The 22507-nt window shown below is 29.7% G+C and carries 18 protein-coding genes; 6 read left to right on the top strand and 12 right to left on the bottom strand.

Annotated features, from left to right (window positions below; genetic code table 11):
* Positions 1 to 147: 147 nt before the first annotated feature.
* The gene (locus BLS77_RS11560; protein WP_089969788.1) at positions 148 to 705 is read left to right on the top strand and encodes a response regulator; all 558 of its coding nucleotides are present in this window, start codon (positions 148 to 150) and stop codon (positions 703 to 705) included.
* Positions 706 to 726: 21 nt separating this feature from the next.
* Positions 727 to 1857, top strand: a complete 1131-nt coding sequence (locus BLS77_RS11555; RefSeq protein WP_089969785.1) for a universal stress protein — start codon at positions 727 to 729, stop codon at positions 1855 to 1857.
* Positions 1858 to 2005: 148 nt separating this feature from the next.
* On the opposite strand, the gene mnmL is transcribed toward BLS77_RS11555, so the two are convergent.
* Both mnmL and BLS77_RS11545 read right to left on the bottom strand, forming a co-directional pair.
* Complete coding sequence (mnmL, locus tag BLS77_RS11550) at positions 2006 to 2932, bottom strand: tRNA modification radical SAM protein MnmL/YtqA (RefSeq protein WP_089969782.1); 927 nt, start codon at positions 2930 to 2932, stop codon at positions 2006 to 2008.
* A 279-nt stretch (positions 2933 to 3211) separates the two neighbouring features.
* Positions 3212 to 4297, bottom strand: coding sequence for a hypothetical protein (locus BLS77_RS11545; protein WP_089969778.1), 1086 nt, complete (start codon positions 4295 to 4297; stop codon positions 3212 to 3214).
* Between the two features lie 134 nt (positions 4298 to 4431).
* Between BLS77_RS11545 and BLS77_RS11540 the strand changes: the two genes are divergently transcribed.
* The gene (locus BLS77_RS11540; protein WP_089969774.1) at positions 4432 to 5502 is read left to right on the top strand and encodes a YkvI family membrane protein; all 1071 of its coding nucleotides are present in this window, start codon (positions 4432 to 4434) and stop codon (positions 5500 to 5502) included.
* Between the two features lie 131 nt (positions 5503 to 5633).
* Here the strand turns inward: BLS77_RS11540 and BLS77_RS11535 are convergent, their stop codons facing one another.
* From BLS77_RS11535 to murI, 8 genes are all read right to left on the bottom strand, one after another.
* The gene (locus tag BLS77_RS11535; protein WP_089969771.1) at positions 5634 to 7400 is read right to left on the bottom strand and encodes a heme NO-binding domain-containing protein; all 1767 of its coding nucleotides are present in this window, start codon (positions 7398 to 7400) and stop codon (positions 5634 to 5636) included.
* Positions 7401 to 7562: 162 nt separating this feature from the next.
* A complete protein-coding gene (locus tag BLS77_RS11530; RefSeq protein ID WP_089969768.1) occupies positions 7563 to 8882 on the bottom strand; it encodes a peptidoglycan-binding domain-containing protein in 1320 nt (439 codons plus the stop codon).
* A gap of 66 nt (positions 8883 to 8948) precedes the next feature.
* Entirely contained in the window at positions 8949 to 10724 is a 1776-nt protein-coding gene (locus BLS77_RS11525; protein WP_423231034.1) for a S8 family peptidase, read from the bottom strand.
* Between the two features lie 158 nt (positions 10725 to 10882).
* Entirely contained in the window at positions 10883 to 11563 is a 681-nt protein-coding gene (locus tag BLS77_RS11520) for a helix-turn-helix domain-containing protein (RefSeq protein WP_089969762.1), read from the bottom strand.
* Between the two features lies 1 nt (position 11564).
* Positions 11565 to 11933, bottom strand: coding sequence for a DUF3783 domain-containing protein (locus tag BLS77_RS11515; protein ID WP_089969758.1), 369 nt, complete (start codon positions 11931 to 11933; stop codon positions 11565 to 11567).
* Between the two features lie 22 nt (positions 11934 to 11955).
* A complete protein-coding gene (locus tag BLS77_RS11510; RefSeq protein WP_089969754.1) occupies positions 11956 to 12480 on the bottom strand; it encodes a peptidylprolyl isomerase in 525 nt (174 codons plus the stop codon).
* Between the two features lie 262 nt (positions 12481 to 12742).
* Complete coding sequence (locus tag BLS77_RS11505) at positions 12743 to 13012, bottom strand: STAS-like domain-containing protein (RefSeq protein ID WP_089969751.1); 270 nt, start codon at positions 13010 to 13012, stop codon at positions 12743 to 12745.
* Positions 13013 to 13178: 166 nt separating this feature from the next.
* A complete protein-coding gene (gene murI / locus BLS77_RS11500; protein ID WP_089969747.1) occupies positions 13179 to 13955 on the bottom strand; it encodes a glutamate racemase in 777 nt (258 codons plus the stop codon).
* 224 nt (positions 13956 to 14179) lie between these two features.
* Here murI and BLS77_RS11495 point away from each other — a divergent pair, with 224 nt between their 5' ends.
* Entirely contained in the window at positions 14180 to 15937 is a 1758-nt protein-coding gene (locus BLS77_RS11495) for a MutS-related protein (RefSeq protein ID WP_089969744.1), read from the top strand.
* A gap of 196 nt (positions 15938 to 16133) precedes the next feature.
* The gene (locus BLS77_RS11490) at positions 16134 to 18032 is read left to right on the top strand and encodes a type I glutamate--ammonia ligase (RefSeq protein ID WP_089969742.1); all 1899 of its coding nucleotides are present in this window, start codon (positions 16134 to 16136) and stop codon (positions 18030 to 18032) included.
* 40 nt (positions 18033 to 18072) lie between these two features.
* Here BLS77_RS11490 and BLS77_RS11485 read toward each other — a convergent pair whose 3' ends face one another.
* Positions 18073 to 18363 carry a hypothetical protein gene (locus tag BLS77_RS11485; RefSeq protein ID WP_242873974.1) on the bottom strand — a complete coding sequence of 97 codons (291 nt, stop codon included), beginning with the start codon at positions 18361 to 18363 and terminating at the stop codon, positions 18073 to 18075.
* 184 nt (positions 18364 to 18547) lie between these two features.
* Between BLS77_RS11485 and BLS77_RS19915 the strand changes: the two genes are divergently transcribed.
* On the top strand, positions 18548 to 19144 hold the full coding sequence (locus tag BLS77_RS19915; protein WP_175490840.1) for a hypothetical protein: 597 nt from the start codon (positions 18548 to 18550) through the stop codon (positions 19142 to 19144).
* Positions 19145 to 19289: 145 nt separating this feature from the next.
* On the opposite strand, the gene carB is transcribed toward BLS77_RS19915, so the two are convergent.
* Positions 19290 to 22496: a carbamoyl-phosphate synthase large subunit gene (gene carB, locus BLS77_RS11475; RefSeq protein WP_089969738.1), complete on the bottom strand. Its 3207-nt coding sequence runs from the start codon at positions 22494 to 22496 to the stop codon at positions 19290 to 19292.
* Positions 22497 to 22507 lie beyond the last annotated feature (11 nt).

Here is a 22507-nt window from a genome sequence, read left to right as displayed (position 1 = left end):
CTTGTTTATTCCACTTTATAACACTAACCCTTCTTTCTTTCACCTTGATTTGCTCTCATTATTAACCATTTACTATGAATATCATTTGTTGATAATATAAAAAATCTAAAGTAATATATTTTTAAATACATTCTAGGGGGATAATTTATGAAAACTGCTTTAGTAGTTGATGATACAAAAAATATTAGATTATTATTATCAAAGTGCTTAGAAAACGAAAACTATATTGTTCATGCAGCTTCAAACGCAACTGAAGCTCTTGAATTAGTTTCTAAACATAATTTTGATATTGCGTTTATAGATATTAAAATGCCAAATATTAGCGGTACCGCTCTTCTTGAGTTACTAAGATCAAAAGGACATACATTCCCAGTTATAATAATGACAGCATTTGGTACTATTAGAAATGCAGTTACCACTACTCAATTAGGGGCTAAAGCCTACCTACAAAAGCCCTTCACTGCTCTTACTATTAGAAAAACTTTATTAGAAGTGTTTCCAAATGACATATCTTCACTAGAAACATCATCTAAAGATATTATAGAAAATAATTTATCTTTCAATAGTTTAAAACTTTCTTTATCCGATAATCCTACTAATCCAAGTATTTATAAAGAAATAGGAGAAGTATTAATAACTCTAGGTGAAACAGAAAAGGGAGAACTATTCAGAGATTTTTCTGATAAATTAAACAAGTTAAAATAATTATAATAATGAGGTGATTATATGGATAAAAAAAGAGCGAATTTAGAACAAGCTCTTAATGCTTGTAAAAAAGAAACTACGGGATTACTAAAAGTTTTTCTAGGTTACGCTCCTGGGGTTGGTAAAACTTATACTATGTTAAACGAAGCTAATAGACGTTTTAAACGTGGTGAAGATATAGTTATAGGTTATTTTGAAAGTCATGGTAGGCAAGATACAATAGATCAGTTAAAAGATTTACCTCAAATCCCTTTAAAAGATATACTCTACAATAATATTACGTTAACCGAAATGAACCTTGAAGAAATTCTAAAAAGGAAGCCCAAACTAGTTATTATAGATGAACTTGCACATACTAATGCTCCTGGATCAAAAAATAGAAAGCGATATGAAGATGTATTAGAAATTTTAAATTGTGGTATAAATGTATATACTACTGTAAATCTACAACATTTAGAAAGTTTAAATGACGTTATAAGACAAATAACTGGAGTAAATGTTAATGAAACTGTTCCTGATATTATTTTAGAAGATTCAGAAGTAGTAGTAATTGATATAACTCCTGATTCTCTTAGAAACAGGCTTCAAAGAGGTGACATTTATAAAGAACCTTTGATTGAAAGATCATTAAGTAATTTCTTTAGAAAAGGAAATCTAACGGCGCTTCGCGAACTCACCTTAAGACAAACTGCTGATGAGGTTGATGAAGATTTAGAAGAATATAAAATTAATCATGATATTCATGAAAATTGGTCTACAGTTGAAAGGGTGATGGTTTCAATATCTTCAAGCCATCAATCTCAAAGGTTAATTCGTATGGGTTCTGTACTTTCAAAAAAATACAAGTGTGCTTTTTACGTGGTATATGTAGATTGTACTCATAGATTTTCACCAGCAGATACGCCTAATAAATTAGATACCTTAAATAAAAATATACTTTTAGCCGAAAGCCTTAATGCTACAGTAAAAAAATTAAAAGGTAGGTCTGTTTCAAAGGAATTAGTAAAATTCGCTCATGATACTCATATTACAAAACTTATAATTGGCCACTCTAAGCGTACAACCATCCAAAAGTTTTTTAGAGGATCAACTATAAACAAACTACTTAATCACTCCAAAAATATTCAAATAATTGTAGTTCCTTATGAATAGTATTTATCTTATATTTATAAAGAATATTAACTTTTAACTAAAGTGTATTAAGAATTCTTAATACACCATAATCAATAAATAGCAAGTCAGTATGTTATTCTTTTTGCATCTTTGACTTGTTATTTATTTTTATGTCATTAATTTAAATTTATATTTTAAAATTTTTACCTTGCCAAATATCATTATCAGTCATTGCCTTATCTATGGCATTTAAAACTTCCCATTTTTTCAAGCTCCACATAGGTCCTATTAATAATTCTCTTGGCGCATCTCCAGTTAATCTATGTACTACCATTTCTTCGGGTATCATAGCTACACTTTTGCAAATTACATCAATATAGTCTTCTTGGCTTAATAGTTCTAATTCCCCTGATTCATATTGTTTTACCATTCTTGTGCCTTTCATTAAATGAAGCAAGTGAAACTTAATACCTTCTGCTCCTGAATGTGCAATATAATCCACAGTTGCTAGCATATCTTCTTTTGTTTCGCCAGGTAATCCAAATATAGTATGAACAACAACTTCTATATTTCTATCTTTAAGATCTTTAATAGCCTTATCAAAAACTTCTAAATCATATCCCCTATTAAAGTTATTTGCACTTTCATTGCTTATAGTTTGAAGTCCTAGTTCTACTATAAGATAAGTTTCCTTATTTATTTGGTCTAATAATTCTAAAACATCATCCCCTAAGCAATCTGGTCTTGTTCCAATAGATATTCCTATAACCCCTGAGTGGTCCAGAGCTTCATAATATTTTCTTTTTAACTCATCTACAGGTGCATAAGTATTTGTGTAAGCTTGAAAATAAGCTAAGTACTTTCCTGTTTTCCATTTTTTCTCCATCATTTCTTTTCTATCCTGAAATTGGCTTGTTATAGATAAAAATCTATCTCCTGCATAATCTCCAGATCCATTGGAACTACAAAAAGTGCAACCACCCTTGCCAGCTTTTCCATCTCTATTTGGACAATTAAAACCACCATCTAAAGCAATTTTATATACTTTTTCTCCAAACTTATTCCTTAAATAATAATTTAAACTATGGTATCTCTTTCCGTTCCATTCTTTCATTTTTAAATTTCTCCTTTGTATCTTTTATTTAGGCATTATAAAATAAATAATAGACCAAAGATTCTTAGATTTTTTCAAACTAGACAAGGAAGAAAAGTTAGTTCATAGTGGGCTATTAGCTGACTTTACTGACATAGTATAGTTTGAAAAAATCAAGGATACTGGTCGGTTATTTATTTTATGGTGCCTTATATTAAGTCTCTTATAATCAAAAAAGTACACCTTTATTTTTAGGCGTACTTCTATTTTACTATATTATTAAAATAAGTTAAGTTTTTTTTATTTTTTAGTCATTTCTAACTTTTCTAAATCTAACTTATAGGTCCCTAAAAGTTCTTTATTTATACCATCTTTTCCTTCTATTGCTGAAACATTTATATAAATAGCCTTTTTATCCAACCCATCTAAAACCACATTATATTTTTCAGCTGAAAACATTGTATCTATTTTTGTGTTAGCAATTGTTCCATCCTCAGTTTTATATATTTTAATTCTTTTTGATCCTGATTTTTCTATGTATTCAACTATTAAATCATCTTCTTCTTGTGAAAAAATGAAATTTTGAATCTTTACATCTTTTAATAAATCTACTGGAACCACTTTTTTTACAATAGGTTTATCTAATAGCTCTTGCAACTCTTGACTTGATCCCGCTTCATTTGAACTCTGACCCGCTATGCTACCTTGAACTACTTTACCTTCATCTAAATATCCAATTGCAATAAAAATATTTTCTTTTGAAACTGTAGACATTGCTATTTTTTGCCCTGTATAACTTAATGATATTGTTCCAAATTCATCTAATGGTACTATTTCTTTATATAACATAACTTTATTTTCTCTTGGATAAACATCTTTAGGCATATTATTAAGGCTTACAATTAATTGACTGTCTCCAGCTCCATCTTCTGTTATTCTTAATCCATTATTCTTAACGAAAACCTGCTTCTTATTAACTGCCTTAACCTCAGTTATTTTATAATCATCTTCAAGCTTATCAACTTTAATTGCAAAGCTATCTAAATCACATTTTGGCTGTGTATTTGAACTTCTAAGTACATTAAATACAACATAAACAGAGTTAGTAGCTTCAATTAAATTGTCTACGTTATATGCAACTATTTTTGAAGTACCTGTGCTTATAACCTTGTTTTCATTTAATAATTCTTTAACACACAGATCATTTGCCTTAGTTAATTCACCTTTACTTATATTTTCTAAGTAACTTTTTGCAATATCCATAGCTGTTGTAGGCTTAAATATATTAACTTCTGGTTTTTTATTATTAATATTTTTACATCCAGTAAACATTAAAACATTTAATAATATTAGTAAGATATTTATTAAAAACTTTTTACCTTTCAATTCGTATTCCTCCTACTTTCACAATCTCTATATTCTTATTTTCCCTCTTATTCTTTACCTTATTCAGAATTAAAGAATAAAAAATAGTTATAAGCTATATATTTGTTAATAGAAATGAATTGGAGGCGAAACATTTGAAAAAAGAACTTAATAAAATTTTTCAAGTCGCAGCTGTATTTATCGGTACTATAGTTGGTGCTGGTCTTGCTTCTGGACAAGAAATCACAGAATTTTTTACAGCTTATGGACCCTTAAGCTTTGTGGGAATTCTTATATGCGGAATTTTTTATATTGCTATGGGCACCATAATTTCCAAAATTAGTATCCTATACAAACTGGATTCCTATAGTGACGTTATAAAAGTAATAAGTCCTAATATTTTAGGAAAAATTACCGGAGTAATTACTACCCTATATTTGATTTCTAGTGCATCTATTATTCTTGCGGGTAGTGGAGCACTAATTCATCAATTCTTTGGAATTCCCAAAATAGCTGGTTCTCTAATTATGATATCAATAGCTATTTTCTTTTTACTTAGAGGAACTGAAGGTCTTATTGAAGTTAACTCATTTATAGTTCCTACATTACTTCTTACTATTACAACTATTACTATTCTTTATTTTGTATTTTGCAAAGATATGCTTTCATTAGATTTTATTTCTCAATTTGAACCTAAGAAAAAAGGACTTGGCGTATCTACTATTCTTTATGCTGGGTATAATACACTCTGCTGCCTAGGTGTTCTGGTTCCTATGAGCAACCAAATTAGAAAACCCAAAACTATGTTTTATGGAATAGCTTTAGGCGCAATTGGGCTTGCTTTCCTTAGCTTTATGATTAATCTTATGCTACTAATAAATCAGCCTTATATTTTTAACTACGAAATACCTCTTTTATTTGTAGCTCAAAGATTTGGTCATGTAATACAAGCTCTCTTATTAGTAGTTATTTGGCTAGAAATGTTCTCAACAGAAATATCTGACGTTTACTCAATAAGTAAAACTCTAGAACAAACTTTTAATATTAAATTTAAAAAAGGTATTTTTATAGTTTTAGCTATAGCTCTGCCAGTTTCTCAAATAGGTTTTTCCAAACTAATAACTTCCCTTTATCCAATATTTGGACTATTAAGCCTTGTATTTATATGTCAATGTGTATATTTCTATTTTAAACATAGGAAGGATCTTAAGTCTCTTCCAAACTAATAAAAAAATTAGGCATCCTAAAAATAACTAGTTAATATACTAGTGTATTTTTTCAGATGCCTTATTTATGTTCAAATAAATAGCAAGTCACTATGCTAGTGTACTTTGAATCATATCCTTTGTATAATTACTTACATAGTTAACCCTTGTCCTATAATTCCTATTTTTTCAAGAGTTTTAATCATAGATTCTATATCTCTATTGAACCCATCAATATCTTTTCCTACTTTTTTAGATGTATTTGCATTTTCTACAGCTATTACCGCTAATGAATCTATACTTCTAAACATTTCTTCAACAGAACTAGCTTCTTTGTTTAATTGATCTATATTACCATTAGTTTCTTCTGCTACTACTTGTATTAAATTATTAGCTTCATAACTAATTTTTCTAACATTCTCTAAGTTATTAGTTTCTTTTTCAAGAACATTATATTGATTTTGTATGTTTATTGCTAAATCATCTATTTCTCTAATAAACATTAATAAATTACCATTTATATCTTTTACTGCTTTTTCAGATTCCTCTGCAAGCTTTTTCACTTCGTCTGCAACTATAGAAAATCCTTTTCCTTGGTCTCCAGCTCTTGCAGCTTCAATAGATGCATTTAATGCTAAAAGATTTGTTTGTTTTGCAATTCCTGAAACTAATGACACAATTTGAGTAATATCTTTAACTTTATTTTGCAGGCTTGCACTATTATCTTTAACAATATTAAATTCTCTTAAAGATCCTTTTATATTATTACTTGTTTTATCTACCTTAGTATAACTTTCATTAATTTTTTCGATAGCTATATCAAGCTGACCTTTATTTTTATTCTCTGACTCTATTAAAGCATATAAAGCCATTATATTCTCATTAATTTGGAATATTAGCTTTTCAGTACTTTGATCTTGTTCTATTGCTAATTTTTCTACTTGCGACGAGAATGATCCCACCTCTACAGTAGTAGACTTCATTTCTTTAGTAATGTCATACATAGATTCTATAAACACAACGAGCTCATTTGCTGAAAGTTTTAATTCCTCTGATTCACATCTTATGGCTTCCTTTCTTTCTAATACTCTTAAGTGTATTTCAGATAATACATCATTAGTTAGTATATTATCATTTATATTTTCGTCTTCATTTATATTTATTATTTCCTTCTTTATCTCTTCTAATGGTTTTAATAATCCTTTCACTGTAACCATAGCTATTAATGTTGCTACTATTGAAATTATACTTCCATTAACAACTCCAGCTAAAGGAATTCCAACTATTAATGAACCTATACAAACCGGTATTGCTGCTTTTATTCCTAAATCTGAAATACCAAATATGGAAAGTATTTTATTAACTCTAAATTTCTTATCTTGTTTTATTGAATTTTCAAATTCAATTTTAACTTTTAAAGTATTATTTTCTCTACTTATTTCTTCCACTTTTATTACTTCATTGAAATGTTTAGCGCTTCCACTTAGTAGCCCGAGAAAGTATTCGAATAATCCTCTTTCTGATACATATGTAAAATATGCTACTTTTTCTGATATTGGCTCTAATACTAACTTAGGTGGTTTGGCACCTCTAATTCTCTTAACTACAATAGCATGTACATCATTTAACGCCTTTAAAAATTTAAATAATGTTACTTTCTTAAAAAATAATGGATAATCCTCATAGAATACTCTCAAATTATTTTCGCCAATAATCCCCCATAACTCTTTTGAACTTTTACCAACAGATTGTGCAATCTTATCTATAAATCCAAATATTTCTTTATCATTTACATCCTCTAGAGGCGTAAATACTCGATTTGACTCCCATCCACTTGATTTCATGCATTTTTCTACAACTTCTTTTCCATATAAACTTCTACAGGTTTTCACCCATGTAGATACTACCGTTCCTTTCATTTATAGTCCTCCTCTTGTGTAATATATTCCATTTAAATATATTTTAGCATATTTACTAATATAATGTTAGTTTTTATAACAAGAGTTAAATTAAATACATAATTTAACTCTTGTTCCTTAATTATTTTTAAATTTAGCTACTAAACTTGTTTTGTTTTAGGACTATTGTCTATATTTAAATCTTGGAATATTATTATCACGAGCATTAACAAATGATTTTGGAGGTATAAATATTTTTTGTTCACCAATAGATGATCTTAATTCTGCTATTCTTGTAACTCCAACATATACATCAGATATTCTATACCAAGTTGCAAAATCTACAATTCCAGTTTTAGGCATATTAAACACGCCTTGGAACACAGTTGTTGCTTCTCGCGTTCTTTGTCCATAAATTCCATCTACTGCCGATTTTGGTATCAATGGATAATTTATTGATATTCTATTCAAATACTCTTGCACCGTCCGAACTTCCAGACCTGTGGATCCTAATGTTAAGCTATATCCAGGGTAAGACTTAGGTGATCCACTAACTTTTGTTGCTGTTACTAATTCAATATCATTACCATAAAAACTAGTTAATATTTCATAAGGTGTTTTTCCTTGATCTCCAAGGTATTTACTTCCCCATTGTGTCATCCAGCCTGGACACGAAACATTCTTCCCATCACAATACTGAGTTAAAAGTGGTTGCTTCCTACCAAATCTCTTAATGTATGTTGAGAATATGTCATCAACAACTACATTTATACTGTCAAATATATTTCTTCCATAATCAAATGCATGATCATAAGCTGTCGAATTTGTTATATCAAAATTTTTACCTTTTCCTCTATACCACTCAGTATATATTCTATTTAAAGTAAAGGATATTATTGCGTACACATTAGATCTAATAGTGCTATCTGACCAGGTTGCGTATATTTCACATGAAGCAACATTCTTTATATAATCCTTATAAGGAACTGTAAAATTACCTGCGGTTGTATCATTTGGTCCGCCATTGTGAACTATTATATATTCAGGTACTACCGGCTGTGGCAGCACTACTCCGCCTGTTGGCAGGGGCAACGGTTTATCGCTGTTTTCGGGAATTTTTGCTGGAAACTCACCGTTTAATACATTAGATTGGATGTTTATCACATCTGCCCTCGTCATCCTATTTACACCCTCTGTCAAATTACATGCTTGTAATGCAACTTGCTCTGGAAATACCTGACACCCATTTATCACAAGTGTTTGAAAGCCATCTCTTTCTACCCGTATATTGTGTACACTATACGGTACTTTTCCTACCGGACTTTGTGAATACTCAATTGGCGGTGTCTCTAATTCAATAGTTTCTGATTCGCCCATTGAATCTGTTGTTAATTGTACCTCGGTAGTAACTCCCTCTGATGTTACAATTATTTTAGTTCCCTCAACAGGTATATAAGTATCACCCTTAAAACACTGGATTCTTAGCCTTCCTTTTTCTGCCATAGATTACTCCTCTTTATTATTACTCCTTATATTAACCATATGATTTTAACTTTAAATTTGTTACGCCTAAATTGGCTTCCTTATAAATAAACTTCCAATATTATACTCATTATAAGTTTTTATAGAGTCTACTATTTTTTCACTCCTTGAATATTTTAACGAATTTATTACCTGTGATACTATTTGAAAAGCGTTATATGCACAAACTTCACCATATCCCCAACTTACATTTGGATATATAACATCTGTTCTATTTCTGTTTGCCCCTCTTACTAAATAAAATTTTAATCTTTCTCCAAAAAGAAATGGATCATTATTTTTAGCAAGCCCCCACTCCATAAGTAATGCTGCTATCCCTACAACATGTGGTGTCGCCATAGATGTTCCTGTTTTTGTATCAAACCCTCTATTTGGTACAACCGATATTATATTTTCTCCTGGCGCAACTAAATCTGGTCTTATTGGACAAAAAACAGTTGGTCTACCACGTCCACTAAAAGGTGATATATTATTATTTATATAATTATAACTTCCTACAGCAATTATATTTCTTACAGTTGCTGGGATTCCTAAAGTATTTGTTACAGTTGGTTGAGAAAATTTTGTTTCTATGTTTAATCCTTCTAATATGGGTAACCACATATCAAACATTCCCGTATAGTTATTATTTACTCTTATTAAAATCTGCCATTGTCCTGCTGATATATATTGATTATTTGTAATTAATGATAATACTATTTCCCCTACCATATCAAAAGGCTTAGGGCCAGTATCTAGAAGTCTATATCTATCTAGGCCAACACTTCCATTTACATATCCTTCTTTAACTTCAATATAACCGCTTGTAGCTCCTGTAGGATTAATTATTTGTATTGATATATCTTGTAATACATCCTTATATAAATTAATTACTACATTTTTTTCATCACCAGCTATATTTAAAGCTATTCTATTTTCACCTTTAAGCTCTCCTCCAACATGATGTGATGCTGAACCTTCATTTCCAGCTGCTATACATATGGTTATTCTTTCCACGGTAGCAATTGTTGATATATATTGCTCTAATAAACTTGTTCCATTATGTGCTCCATCATTGGTGCTTAGGCTTATATTAACTGCTAAAGGCATTTTTAATTCCTTACCTTTATCTACTAAAAATTTTAAACCCCTCATTATACTTGTACTAAGTGCAAAGTCTCCTCTTGTACTTTTCACCATTATTATTGAGCTTTTTGGTGCTACTCCATAATAATTTGGATTTATTTTTCCTCCAGCACAAGCAATCCCAGCTACATGAGTCCCATGTCCAGTTTTATCATATGAAGTAACTATTGAAAATGGATCTGGCGATTTTAACGCTTCATTTATCTTTGCCTTATTATATATATTTCCACCTTCACTTAAATCATAAATATATTCAACTCTTGTAGTTCCATCTTCATTTATAAATGCAGGATGCGTATAATCTATTCCCGAATCTATAAATCCAACTAATACACCTTCCCCTTCAACGCCAAAAGTCTCTCTAGCTGGCTGCACACAAGCTGCTCTATTACTTAAACTATCAGTAGTATATAACTGTTTAGGAATCTCTATATATTGAATACTTGTATTTTTAGCTAACTCGCCTAATTTATCAACAGCTATATTAACTACTCCAAACCCATAGCCTAAATACTCATATGTTCCACCTAAGCTATTCACAAATTGGCCCATTGTAATAGCACTCTCACCAGAAATAATCACAACTTCTATGACTTGATCAGTTTTACCGATAATATTTAATTTACTTAATAACGCCTTCGAAAAATTTTCTGCCGATTGATTATTTTCATTTAATATACTATCGCTACTATTCGTTTCTATAATTGCACCTCCTGATGTTTTTACTATTACTATATGATACTAACTGTTTATTTGTTTTATATTTTTACATAAAAAAAAACACCCATTAACTTTTATTGTCACTCTAGGTAACAATAAAAGCCTTTGGGCGTTTTTTAAATCTTTATCTCTATTCTTTCTAGCTTTGCAATTACTTGAATTTCTCTTGCTTCCATAGTTTCAGTCATTAAACCTCCACCATTACTTACAAGTAAAATTTTTGAATTGCCTAAATTTTTTATTTGTCTTATTTTTATTTGGTCTTTATAATCAACTAAAAATATTCCATTATTAGTGACTTCTTTAACTAAATGAGAAAAAACCAAATCACCTTTTAACATTCTAAAACCTGTCATTTCATCATCTTGAACTTCCAAGTAAAAAACTTTATCCAATGGATATCCTTCTACCTTATTAGAATGTATAGGTAATTCTTTAAATCCCTTATCTTTCTTTAAAGTATAATCATATATAGGAACATTTTTTAAAACTGATGCAAATGCTTCATTCCAAACCTCGTTTGTTTCTATCTTCTTTTTACTATTTGAATTTTTTGTTTCATTAAAAGCTGCTCTTTCTTCAATCACAGCTTCATCTGTAACAACCATACTAATATCATTTAAATCAGTTTTAAGTATTTTAGCTGCTTTATCAATAAATGATTCTAGAGCAACTTTTCTACCTAACTCCACATCATTTATATATTTGTCTGCAACTCCAAGCTTCTTACCTAAAGCCTTTTGTGTCATTCCAATTTTAAGCCTTGCTTCTTTAATTTTTTCCCCAACTCTACTCAATTTAACTTCTTCCCTTCTGCTGGTTTAAAAACCATTCTCTTTCTTCTATTAAATGCTCTACTAAATAACTAAACTTCCAATCAATTGTTGTAGGTGTTACTACAGCTAGCAATCCACCCTTAATTTTTTGCCTTATCACTTTAATATGTGGTTGTAATTCATCATCTGTAAAGTTATTAAATAAAATCGTCTTTTCTTTAATGGGACTTGGATTAAATTTTTTAAATCTTAATCCACCTAGTATATCTTCAATTGTCATTTCAATCATTTCAGAAGAAACTTCAATTACTTTTATATTCCCATTTTTTAAAATATTCAATTCAAATTCCGGAAAATTATAAGCTAATATACACTTATTATTATCAAGCATTTACTTCACTCCCAAATATAACTTATTCAGCGTGAGTTTTTGGTGCACTATATGTGATACCAAAAGTATCTACTGTTACTTTCATAATTTTTTGATCTTCGTATGGTTTATCATTACGATCTGTTTTAGTACTAACTATTTTATCAACAGCATCTATTCCTTCTATAACTTTACCAAAACCTGCATATTGTGCATCTAGATGTGGAGAATCTGCTACCATTAAGAAAAATTGGCTACCTGCTGAATCTGGCACGTTAGTTCTAGCCATTGATAAGACTCCTTTAGTATGTTTCAAATCATTTTTAAAACCGTTTCTTGAGAACTCACCTTTAATTCCATATCCAGGGCCACCCATTCCTGTTCCTTCTGGGCATCCACCTTGAATCATAAAGCCTGGAATTACTCTATGAAATATTATTCCGTCATAAAATCCTTTGTTTATTAAATCTATAAAGTTGTTTACTGTATTTGGAGCAACCTCCGGGTATAATTCTGCTTTTATTACCCCTCCATTTTCAAGTTCAAATGTTACTATTGGATTTGTCATAATATAAAATCTCCTTTCATTATAAGCACATTAAAATAACTAATAATATCTTTATTTTAATATGCCTTGCATCTATTAGTTATTATTATCATATTTATTAAGACATACTCAAAAATATACACCTCACATTGACTTTTTATTTTTTCAAATGCCTTAATAATTTTATATCTAAGGGTAATTATATCGTATAGACTAAAAAAAGCATAGTATTAACTATGCTTTAAAGAGTCAAAAAATAACTAGTCTTTTTTTTTCAAGCACCTTACTGAAATGTTGTTCCCAGTACAACTCTTGAAAAATCTGTATAATTCGATAAATTTTTAACATTAACTTGTTTAAAAATATATTCTCTTCCAAATTTATTAATTAAATCACTTAATAAACAATTTAAGAAAACCGAAGAAATTTTTTCAAAGCCTTCAAAATCAATTGTAACACCTGTATTAATGTTAGTTCTTACTATTTCTCTTAATAAAATTGCATCTTCTATGGAAATATTTTCCCCTAAAATATTTCTAACTTTTATATCCATATATACTCCTCCAAACCCTTTTTTTCAATTGTCTGAAAATTCTATCTAATATATATTATACTATTTCCTATTTTTTTGTCAATGATTTAACAAAGTTTTCTTTACTTTATTTTTGTATTATTAGTAACAAAAAAAGAGATGGATAACCACCTCTTAATACCTAGTTCTATTTAATGTCTATTAATTTTCTACTCAAGTGTATAAACTCTTCCTTTTCACCAGAATTATATATCTCTATCTTCCCACCATTTTCTCTATCTGTTAAAAGATTTTTTTCTAGTAATCTCCTTCTTAATTCCTTTACAGTTCCAAGAGCTCCATCTACTATTTCTACACTGTCTCCCACTACTTTACTTAATGCCCTCTTTATAAAAGGATAATGTGTGCAACCTAAAACTATTACCCCTATTTTTTCTTCATTATATGTATTTATTTTATTAAATAAATATTCTTCTAAATCTTTACCTTCTAATATCCCTCGCTCTATAAATTCTACAAGGCCTTCACAAGGAACAGGAACTATTTTGGCTTTTTCTCTATAAGTCTCCATTAATGCACTAAACTTTTTCTCTCTTAATGTCATAGGCGTAGCCATTATTAGTATACTCCCACATTTATTAAGTTCTACTGCAGGTTTTAACGCAGGCTCTATACCTACTAATGGAAGCATTGGATAAACTACTCTTAACTCAGCAACGGCTGCACTTGTAGCCGTATTGCAAGCTACTGCAATCCCCTTTACCCCCTTGCTAAGTAGAAACTCTACAGCATTAAAGGTTAAATCCCTAACTTCTTTTACAGATTTAACTCCATAAGGTGCATTTTTCGAATCTCCAAAATATATATAATCCTCACTTGGCATTATTTCTATAGCTCTCTTCATAACACTAAGGCCGCCAACTCCCGAATCAAAAAAACCAATAGGCATATTTTTCTTATCCAAACCATATCACTCCATTTTCTTTAATTCTAATATTATTTTATACCTTTATTTAATATAAATCCATATAAATTACTATTGTAGTGATTAAATATACTTTATAAACAACTAAAAAAGCCACCTATAAAAGGATATTCCTAACTCATTTAACAGGTTATTCATTTACTTTTATAGTTATTAATGCTATATTTATCTAAATAATTTTCATAATATTTTAGGAGGTCCTTATGAACAAACATAATAAACTATTTTATAAACTACTTACATATCTGATTTCACTTTTATGTGCTTTTGATATCTATATATCTTACAAGTTATATACACTGTATAGTGCTATATTTCTGCAAGTAGGAATAGTTATTTTAGTAGCCTTAATTATTATTGCTTTCAAATCTTATTCTAAATTCAAACTATTTTCTGATATGGATTATTTGAAGTCACGTTGGCCTTATACCTATGATAATACTGTTGATTTAAATAAAGTCGATAAACTTTATAAAGAATATGGTCCAGAATTTCTTAAAGAGAAAAACTTTTCAAATATAGATGATCAAACAGCTAGTGATTTAAATATAGATGATATATTTGACTCTATAAATATATGTACTTCTAGCCCTGGCGAACAAATGTTATATTATATTCTTAGAACTCCTAAATTAAATAAAGAAGAGTTAATATCCAGAAATAATATATTAGAGTTTTTAAGTAGTAATAACGACATTAGAAGTGAACTTCAGGTTATTGTTACTGGAATTGGTAAACAATATAAAGGTGATATATTTAATTTATTTAACACCAAGAAAGTTGTTTCTAAATCTGCTAAATTAACCTTTAACATCTTAGGTTCTATAGGTCTTATATCATTAGTATCTATTGTATTTATAGGTATTAAAGGATTACTCTTTATTCTTCCATTATTTTTAGTGTACCAATTTATACACAATAAGTCCTCAACAGAAATAGAAGATGAAGTTACATCTATTGGCTATTTAGGAACCTTAATATCCTCAGCTAAAAAACTATCCAAAATTAAGTGTGAAGAGTTATCTGATGAATTATCAGAATTAAAAACTTTACTAGAACCTGTTAAAAATATAGATAAAAAAACATTTTTTGTTGCAGATAATGATGCTGCAGATGCTGTATTAGAATATATAAAAATAATATTACTTGCTAAAATCAGATGCTACTATTCACTTGTTGACACTATTAAAGATAATCGTGAAGCTTTAATAAAAATCTATTCATTAGTAGGTAAAATTGATGCTTATATATCTATAGCTTCTTATAGAGAACGTCTTGATGATTATACTTATCCAAATTTTATTGATAGAGATAAATATCTAAAACTTAATGATGCTCTTCATCCATTAATATTGGATGGTGTTCCAAATAGTATTGAACTTAATAAACGAGGTATTGTTTTAACAGGTTCTAATATGTCTGGTAAATCTACCTTTATGAGAACTATCGGTACGAATATATTACTATCTCAAACTATATATACATCACTTTGCAGTGAATATACAGGCTCATTCTTTAGAATATTATCTTCCTTAAGTATTGCAGATGATGTTACTCAAGGTAAAAGTTATTATCTTGGAGAATGTAATTCCTTACTTAGAATATTAAATTCCATTGAGGAAGAAATACCTTCATTTTGTATTATTGATGAAATATTCAAAGGAACTAATCCACTTGAGAGAATTGCTTCATCTAAAGAAATTCTTAGATATATAATGGATAGAAATGCTTTAGCAATAGTTGCTACCCACGATTTAGAACTTGCAGAAACCTGCAATAATAATTATTTATGTTATTATTTCTGTGAAGATGTAGATAAAACTCAAGGCTTAACTTTTGACTTTAAGCTTAAAGAAGGTATTTGTCATTCTGGTAATGCTTTAAAGTTATTAGATTTTCTGGGATATCCTAAAGAGATAATTGATAATGCCCTAAACAGCATTCATATAGGAAATAAATAACGGCTTCCTTAAATCATGATTCCTTCTTTATTATTAATAATTTGGGATAAAGTAGTTGACATGATATACTGTATATAATAAAATTTCCTTAGAATTAAAATTCACGAACAATTTTTGATTTTATTTTTTTATTGTTCGATAATTATAGAAAGGATGTGACTAATTTCTTGCAATTTACATTGTAAGAAAGTAATTTATGAGTAAATTAATTTATACAATTCCAAGTTCTAATCATAATGAAAAAGCTTTAATTGAGATTTTTACTAATCATTCCGAAATAAAATTTGTTTCTTTTGTAGGCATTGACTTGTCTGGAAATGATACTGATGAAAAAATACCTGTGAAAGTATTTTTAGATGATATCCAATCATTCCTTCATGGTGTTGCAATTCAAACGGATGGTTCTTCAGTTGTATTACCAGGGATAGCAACATTAAATGATGCTAAGGTAGATATGATTACTGATCTTAATTGTAATTGGTTTGTAGATTATAACTATGATCACATAGATCCTTTAACTCAAAATCCAGTTGGTACTTTAAGAATACCATCTTTCTTACTTCATAATAACAAACCAGTATGTTCTAGAAATATTTTAACTGCCTCAATCGATACTTTTAAAACTAACCTTTTAAAAGTATTTAAAAACAAACCAGAAACTCTAAAAGCTTTTGGAATAACTTTTGATGAAATTGATGAAATAGTTATAACATCTGCATCAGAGCTTGAATTTTGGGTTAAAACTCCAAATAATATAGCTTCAATTGAGGAGTTATCAACTTCAGAAGTTTTACATGAGCATTATTGGACAAAAACTAAAGGTTCTGTTAGAACTGCTTTAGAAGAAAGTTTATTATTAATGGACGCTTATGGATTTGAACCGGAAATGGGACATAAAGAAGTTGGTGGAGTTAAAGCTAAATTAGATACTAGTGGTCAATTTGATCATGTAATGGAACAACTTGAAATAGATTGGAAATATTCTGATGCTATTCAAGCTGCTGATAATGAACTCTTTATTAAAAATCTTGTTCAAGAAACTTTCAGAAGAAATGGACTAGATGTAACATTTATGGCTAAACCTATCGATTGCGTTGCAGGATCTGGTATGCATATACATTTAGGTGTTAGCTTAAAGCTTACTAACGGAAAAAGAATCAACTTATTCCAAGCTACAAAGGATGACTTCTTAAGTTGTATTGGCTATGGTGCAATTATGGGTATGCTTAAAAATTACGAAGTTATGAATCCTTTTATTTCTTCAACTAATAATGCACTTAAAAGGCTAAAACCTGGATTTGAAGCACCTATTTGTGTAGTTACTTCTCTTGGATTAAGTCCTGATAATCCATCAAGAAATAGAACTGTATTAATAGGCCTTATACGTGATTTACAAAATCCATTAGCTACTAGATTTGAGCTTAGATCACCTAACCCTCATACAAATGTCTACTTAGCTATTGCAGTTTCTTACATGTCTATGTTAGATGGAATACTTTATGCATTAGAAAATAACAAAACTGAGGAAGAACTTCTAGCAGAATTATCAAAAAAATCTGGTGAAAGTGCTGATTATTTAGAAAAGACTAGAGCTTATAGAACCGAAGAAGATGTTTTTGAATTTTTCTCTGATGATGAAAGAAATAAGTATTTCGGAAAAGCGCCTTCAACTGTTTATGAAAATTTAGTTCAATTAGATAAATATCCAAAAAAACTTAATGTTTTGAAAAGAAATAATGTATTTAATGATGTTCTTATTAATAGCTTTAAATTAGCTGTGATTCAAAGATGGACTACTGAAATTTCAAGTAGAGTAATTTCTAATTACATGCATGAAATAAGAACGTTTAAAATTTTACACGGCCCTACAGCCCTTGATTTAGATGTTTCAACATGGATGAAAATTAATGATTTAAGACATTATATAATGAAGGATACTTATGCTACTAATAGTTTATTCACTAGAGTTCGAGAATCCTTAGTTAAAGAGGATTATTCTGATGCATCAAGATTATGTCTTGAACTTGATGATAAAATGAGCAAACTTAGAAGATTATATTCTGATTATAAAAGAAATTTAATAGATATTTATTAATAATTTTTTAACATTCCTTAAGGATAAATTAGATTAATTTCTAATTTATCCTTAATTTTTTATTCCTATATATTTTTTCATCTATTATTTTATTATCTTGACCTTTATATGATTTTTTTTCTGAAAATCTATCATTGTTTATCAATTTCTCAGCTTCTTTTACACTATTTGCCTTAAATACAAATGTCCATCCATCCTTATTATAATTACCTGCACACATCATATATTTATTTACTTCATTGCAACCCAAATCTCTATCTATTATTAAGCTCTTAAATTCTCCTATAGTTTTATAATTTAACTTTACAAAAATATCATTGTTAACTCTCATTTTTACCCCTCCAAAACTAGCGCGAACAAATGTTCTGATTCATATTTTATATATTATCCAAACATTTGTTCTATGTCAATAGATTATTTTTTATTTTTTTGTATTATATAAAAGGATTTTGTCTAATTTTATAGAATTTTACACTATAAGACTATTATTCCACTTACGAAAGGATGAGTAAATTTTGAAAAAAAAGCTAAGAACAAGTAAGAAGTTTAACATTGAAAATGGACTTATAATAATTTTAATATCTTCATTAGTAGTTGTTTTTTCACTAGAAATAGTTCAAACAAAAGCTCAAGCTAAAAACATTACTAATTTAATTACAGAAACTGATAAGAAAGATACGTATGAAGATAATAAAGATAAGGATAAAGATAAGGATAATAAATCTACGCCTATAACTACAGTAGATACTGAAGTTATAGAAAACCCTATTACTAATGATGTTCCTGTAAAACCGGAAGACCCAGGAGTTAATAATGTTCCTTCACAACAAAATTTGTATCCAGAAGATGATTCATCTACTAACTGGGAGCCATCCAAACCAGTTCCAACTCCGGAAGCAACTCCAGCTCCGACTCCGGAACCAACGCCTCAACCAGTGCCAACTCCGAAACCAATTCCAGCTCCGGAACCAACTCCAGCTCCGGAACCAACTCCTCAACCAGTTCCAGTTCCAACTCCAACTCCAGTACCAACGCCTCAACCAGTTCCAACTCCAGAGCCGGCGCCCACACCGCAACCAGCTCCAACGCCACAAGCTACACCGGCTCCGTAACCTATGTATATTTTATATCAAATATACTCCCTCTAGAAGATTTATCAATAACCTTTTTACTGATAAATCTTCTAACATAAAAAAATCAGCTGCACACAAATTAGTGTGCAGCTGATTTATTTTAGTCATCTTCAAAAACATCTTATTATTGTGTTATATCAAATATTTCTAAATCTTTCTTTTCCACTTGTTCAGTTTTAACATCTGCAATAGCTTTTAGTGTATCTAATGATGTTATTACACATATGTTTCTTTCTATAGCTGCTCTTCTTATTAAGAATCCATCTCTCTTAGAGTCATTTCCTTTAGTAGGTGTGTTTATTACTAAATCAACGCCTTTACTTTTAACTACATCTAAGATATTTGGTTTTTCTTCATTTAATTTCCTTACTTCTTCTGCTTCTATTCCAGCCTCTCTTAAAAACTTAGCTGTTCCTGATGTGGCAATAAATTTATATCCTACATCTGATAATGCTTTTGCTATTGGTAAAAAGGCTTCCTTATCATGCTTATTAACTGTTGCTAGTATTTTACCCTTATCAGTTCCTGGATACATGCTAGCACCTACAAAGCCTTTATAAAGTGCTTCATTAAGAGTTCTACCTATTCCTAAAACTTCTCCTGTTGATCTCATTTCTGGTCCTAATGATATTTCAACATTCGGAAGTTTTTGAGTTGAGAATACAGGTACTTTAACTGATATTAATTTGGGTTCCTTATAAACATCTACTCCATAACCTAAATCTTTAAGCTTATGTCCTAGCATACATTTTGTAGCTAAATCAACTATTGCAACTTTACTTACTTTGCTTATATATGGAACTGTTCTTGATGCTCTTGGGTTAACTTCTATTACATAAAGTGCTCCTTCAAACTCAATAAACTGAATGTTTATCATTCCTTTTATTCCTATAGCTAATGCTAATTTTTTAGTATAATCTAACACCCTAGCTTTCATGTCATCACTTACATTTTGACTTGGATACATTGTTACAGAGTCTCCTGAGTGAACTCCAGCTCTTTCTAAATGTTCCATTATTCCTGGTATTAAAATATTTTCTCCATCTGATATTGCATCTACTTCTATTTCTCTACCCATTAAATACTTATCTATAAGTATTGGATTTTTCTTATCTTTTACAAATGCATTTTTCAGGTAGTATGTTAACTCCTCTTCATCATAAGTTATTTCCATGCCTTGACCCCCAAGTACATATGAAGGTCTAACTAATACTGGGAATGTTAACTTTCTTGCTTCTTCTAACCCTTGCTCTAATGTCCAAACACCTTTACCCTTAGGCCTATCTATTCCAAGTTCTTCTAATAGCGCATCAAACTTTTCTCTATTTTCAGCTAAATCTATTTGATCTGCTGTTGTTCCTAGAGTTTTTATTCCTTTTTCTTTTAAGAAGTTAGCAAGTTTTATAGCTGTTTGACCACCAAACTGAAGTATTACACCATCTGGTTTTTCCTTTTCTATAATATTAAATACATCTTCTTCTGTTAATGGTTCAAAGTATAACTTATCTGATATATTAAAATCTGTACTTACGGTTTCTGGATTATTATTTATTATAATTGTTTCAATTCCCATACCCTTTAAAGATCTAACACAATGAACTGAAGCATAATCAAATTCAATCCCTTGACCTATTCTTATAGGCCCTGATCCTATAACTATAACTTTCTTCTTATCAGATACCTCTACTTCATCATATTGTTCGTAAGTTGAGTAGTAATATGGTGATAATGCTTCAAACTCTCCCCCACAAGTATCAACCATTTTGTATGAAGGTTTAATGTTCCAAATGTTTCTTAACCTATACACATCATCTGGTGTAACCTTTAGCATATCCGCTATTGCCTTATCAGAGAAGCCTTTTTTCTTTAATGCATGTAGCCATTCTTTATCTAAATCCTCTATTTTACTTAATTTTAATCTAGTTTCTTCATTCACTATCCATTTAAACTTTTCTAAGAAGAATATATCTATTCCTGTTATTTTAGCTATGCTTTCTATTCTGTAATCTCTTCTTATCATTTCACAAAGAGCAAATATTCTTTCATCATCTGGTTTCATAACTGCAGTTTTAAGTTCATTAATACTTAATTCTTTAAACTTTGGATGGTCTAATGAATATTTATTAATTTCTAGACTTCTAATACCTTTTAATAAGGCTGCTTCTAAGTTTGAACCTATAGCCATTATTTCACCAGTTGCCATCATTTTTGTTCCAAGTGCTCTATCTGCACTGAAGAATTTATCAAATGGCCATTTTGGTATTTTAACTACTACATAATCTAATGTTGGCTCAAAACAAGCATATGTTTTTTGAGTTACAGCATTTTTTATTTCATCTAATCCATATCCTAAAGATATTTTAGCGCCAACTTTAGATATTGGATATCCTGTAGCTTTTGATGCAAGAGCTGAAGATCTTGAAACTCTTGGGTTAATTTCTATTACTGCATATTCAAATGATGTTGGGTGAAGCGCGAATTGAACGTTACATCCACCTTCTATTCCTACTGCATTTATTATGTTTATTGATGCAGTTCTAAGCATTTGATATTCTTTATCTGATAAAGTTTGTGATGGAGCAACAACTATACTATCTCCTGTATGTATTCCAACTGGATCTATATTTTCCATGTTGCATACAGTTATACAGTTCCCAAATGAATCTCTCATTACTTCGTATTCTACTTCTTTCCATCCTTTAACTGATTTTTCTAAAAGAATTTGCCCAATTGTACTAAGTTGTAATCCTGATTCAAGTGTTTCCCTTAGCTCCTCTTCATTATCAGCAATTCCTCCACCAGTTCCACCTAATGTATAAGCAGGTCTTACTATAACTGGGTAACCTATCTTGCTTGCATAATTCATACCAGCTTCAATCTCAGTTATAATTTCACTTTGAATAACCGGTTCTTGTATTTCATTCATCATATCTCTAAATAGTTCTCTATCTTCTCCCTGTTTTATAGATTGGATAGATGTACCTATTACTTTTACATTGTACTTTTCAAGTATTCCCGCATCATGTAATTCCACTGAAAGGTTAAGTCCTGTTTGACCACCCATTCCTGCAATTAAACTATCTGGTCTTTCTTTTGCAATAACTTTTTCTAAAAACTCTATTGTTAATGGTTCTATATAAACCTTATCTGCGGTTTCTGCATCTGTCATTATAGTCGCTGGGTTTGAGTTTACAAGTATAACCTCAACACCTTCTTCTTTTAACGCCTGACATGCTTGTGTTCCTGAATAATCAAACTCTGCTGCTTGACCTATAACAATTGGACCTGACCCTATAACTAAAACTTTTTTTATATCTTTATTTAATGGCATTTGTAAAACCC

This window comes from Clostridium gasigenes (assembly GCF_900104115.1).
GTDB classification, from domain to species: Bacteria; Bacillota; Clostridia; order Clostridiales; family Clostridiaceae; genus Clostridium; species Clostridium gasigenes.
This window is presented reverse-complemented; position numbering and strand designations above follow the sequence as displayed.

Coding starts and splice junctions, on each gene's coding strand:
- BLS77_RS11510 (WP_089969754.1), bottom strand. CDS start 12,480: ATGACAAATCCAATAGTAACATTTGAACTTGAAAATGGAGGGGTAATA.
- BLS77_RS11535 (WP_089969771.1), bottom strand. CDS start 7,400: ATGAAAGGAACGGTAGTATCTACATGGGTGAAAACCTGTAGAAGTTTA.
- BLS77_RS11495 (WP_089969744.1), top strand. CDS start 14,180: ATGAACAAACATAATAAACTATTTTATAAACTACTTACATATCTGATT.
- mnmL (WP_089969782.1), bottom strand. CDS start 2,932: ATGAAAGAATGGAACGGAAAGAGATACCATAGTTTAAATTATTATTTA.
- BLS77_RS11490 (WP_089969742.1), top strand. CDS start 16,134: ATGAGTAAATTAATTTATACAATTCCAAGTTCTAATCATAATGAAAAA.
- BLS77_RS11515 (WP_089969758.1), bottom strand. CDS start 11,933: ATGCTTGATAATAATAAGTGTATATTAGCTTATAATTTTCCGGAATTT.
- BLS77_RS11505 (WP_089969751.1), bottom strand. CDS start 13,012: ATGGATATAAAAGTTAGAAATATTTTAGGGGAAAATATTTCCATAGAA.
- BLS77_RS11530 (WP_089969768.1), bottom strand. CDS start 8,882: ATGGCAGAAAAAGGAAGGCTAAGAATCCAGTGTTTTAAGGGTGATACT.
- carB (WP_089969738.1), bottom strand. CDS start 22,496: ATGCCATTAAATAAAGATATAAAAAAAGTTTTAGTTATAGGGTCAGGT.
- BLS77_RS11555 (WP_089969785.1), top strand. CDS start 727: ATGGATAAAAAAAGAGCGAATTTAGAACAAGCTCTTAATGCTTGTAAA.
- BLS77_RS11485 (WP_242873974.1), bottom strand. CDS start 18,363: ATGAGAGTTAACAATGATATTTTTGTAAAGTTAAATTATAAAACTATA.
- BLS77_RS11560 (WP_089969788.1), top strand. CDS start 148: ATGAAAACTGCTTTAGTAGTTGATGATACAAAAAATATTAGATTATTA.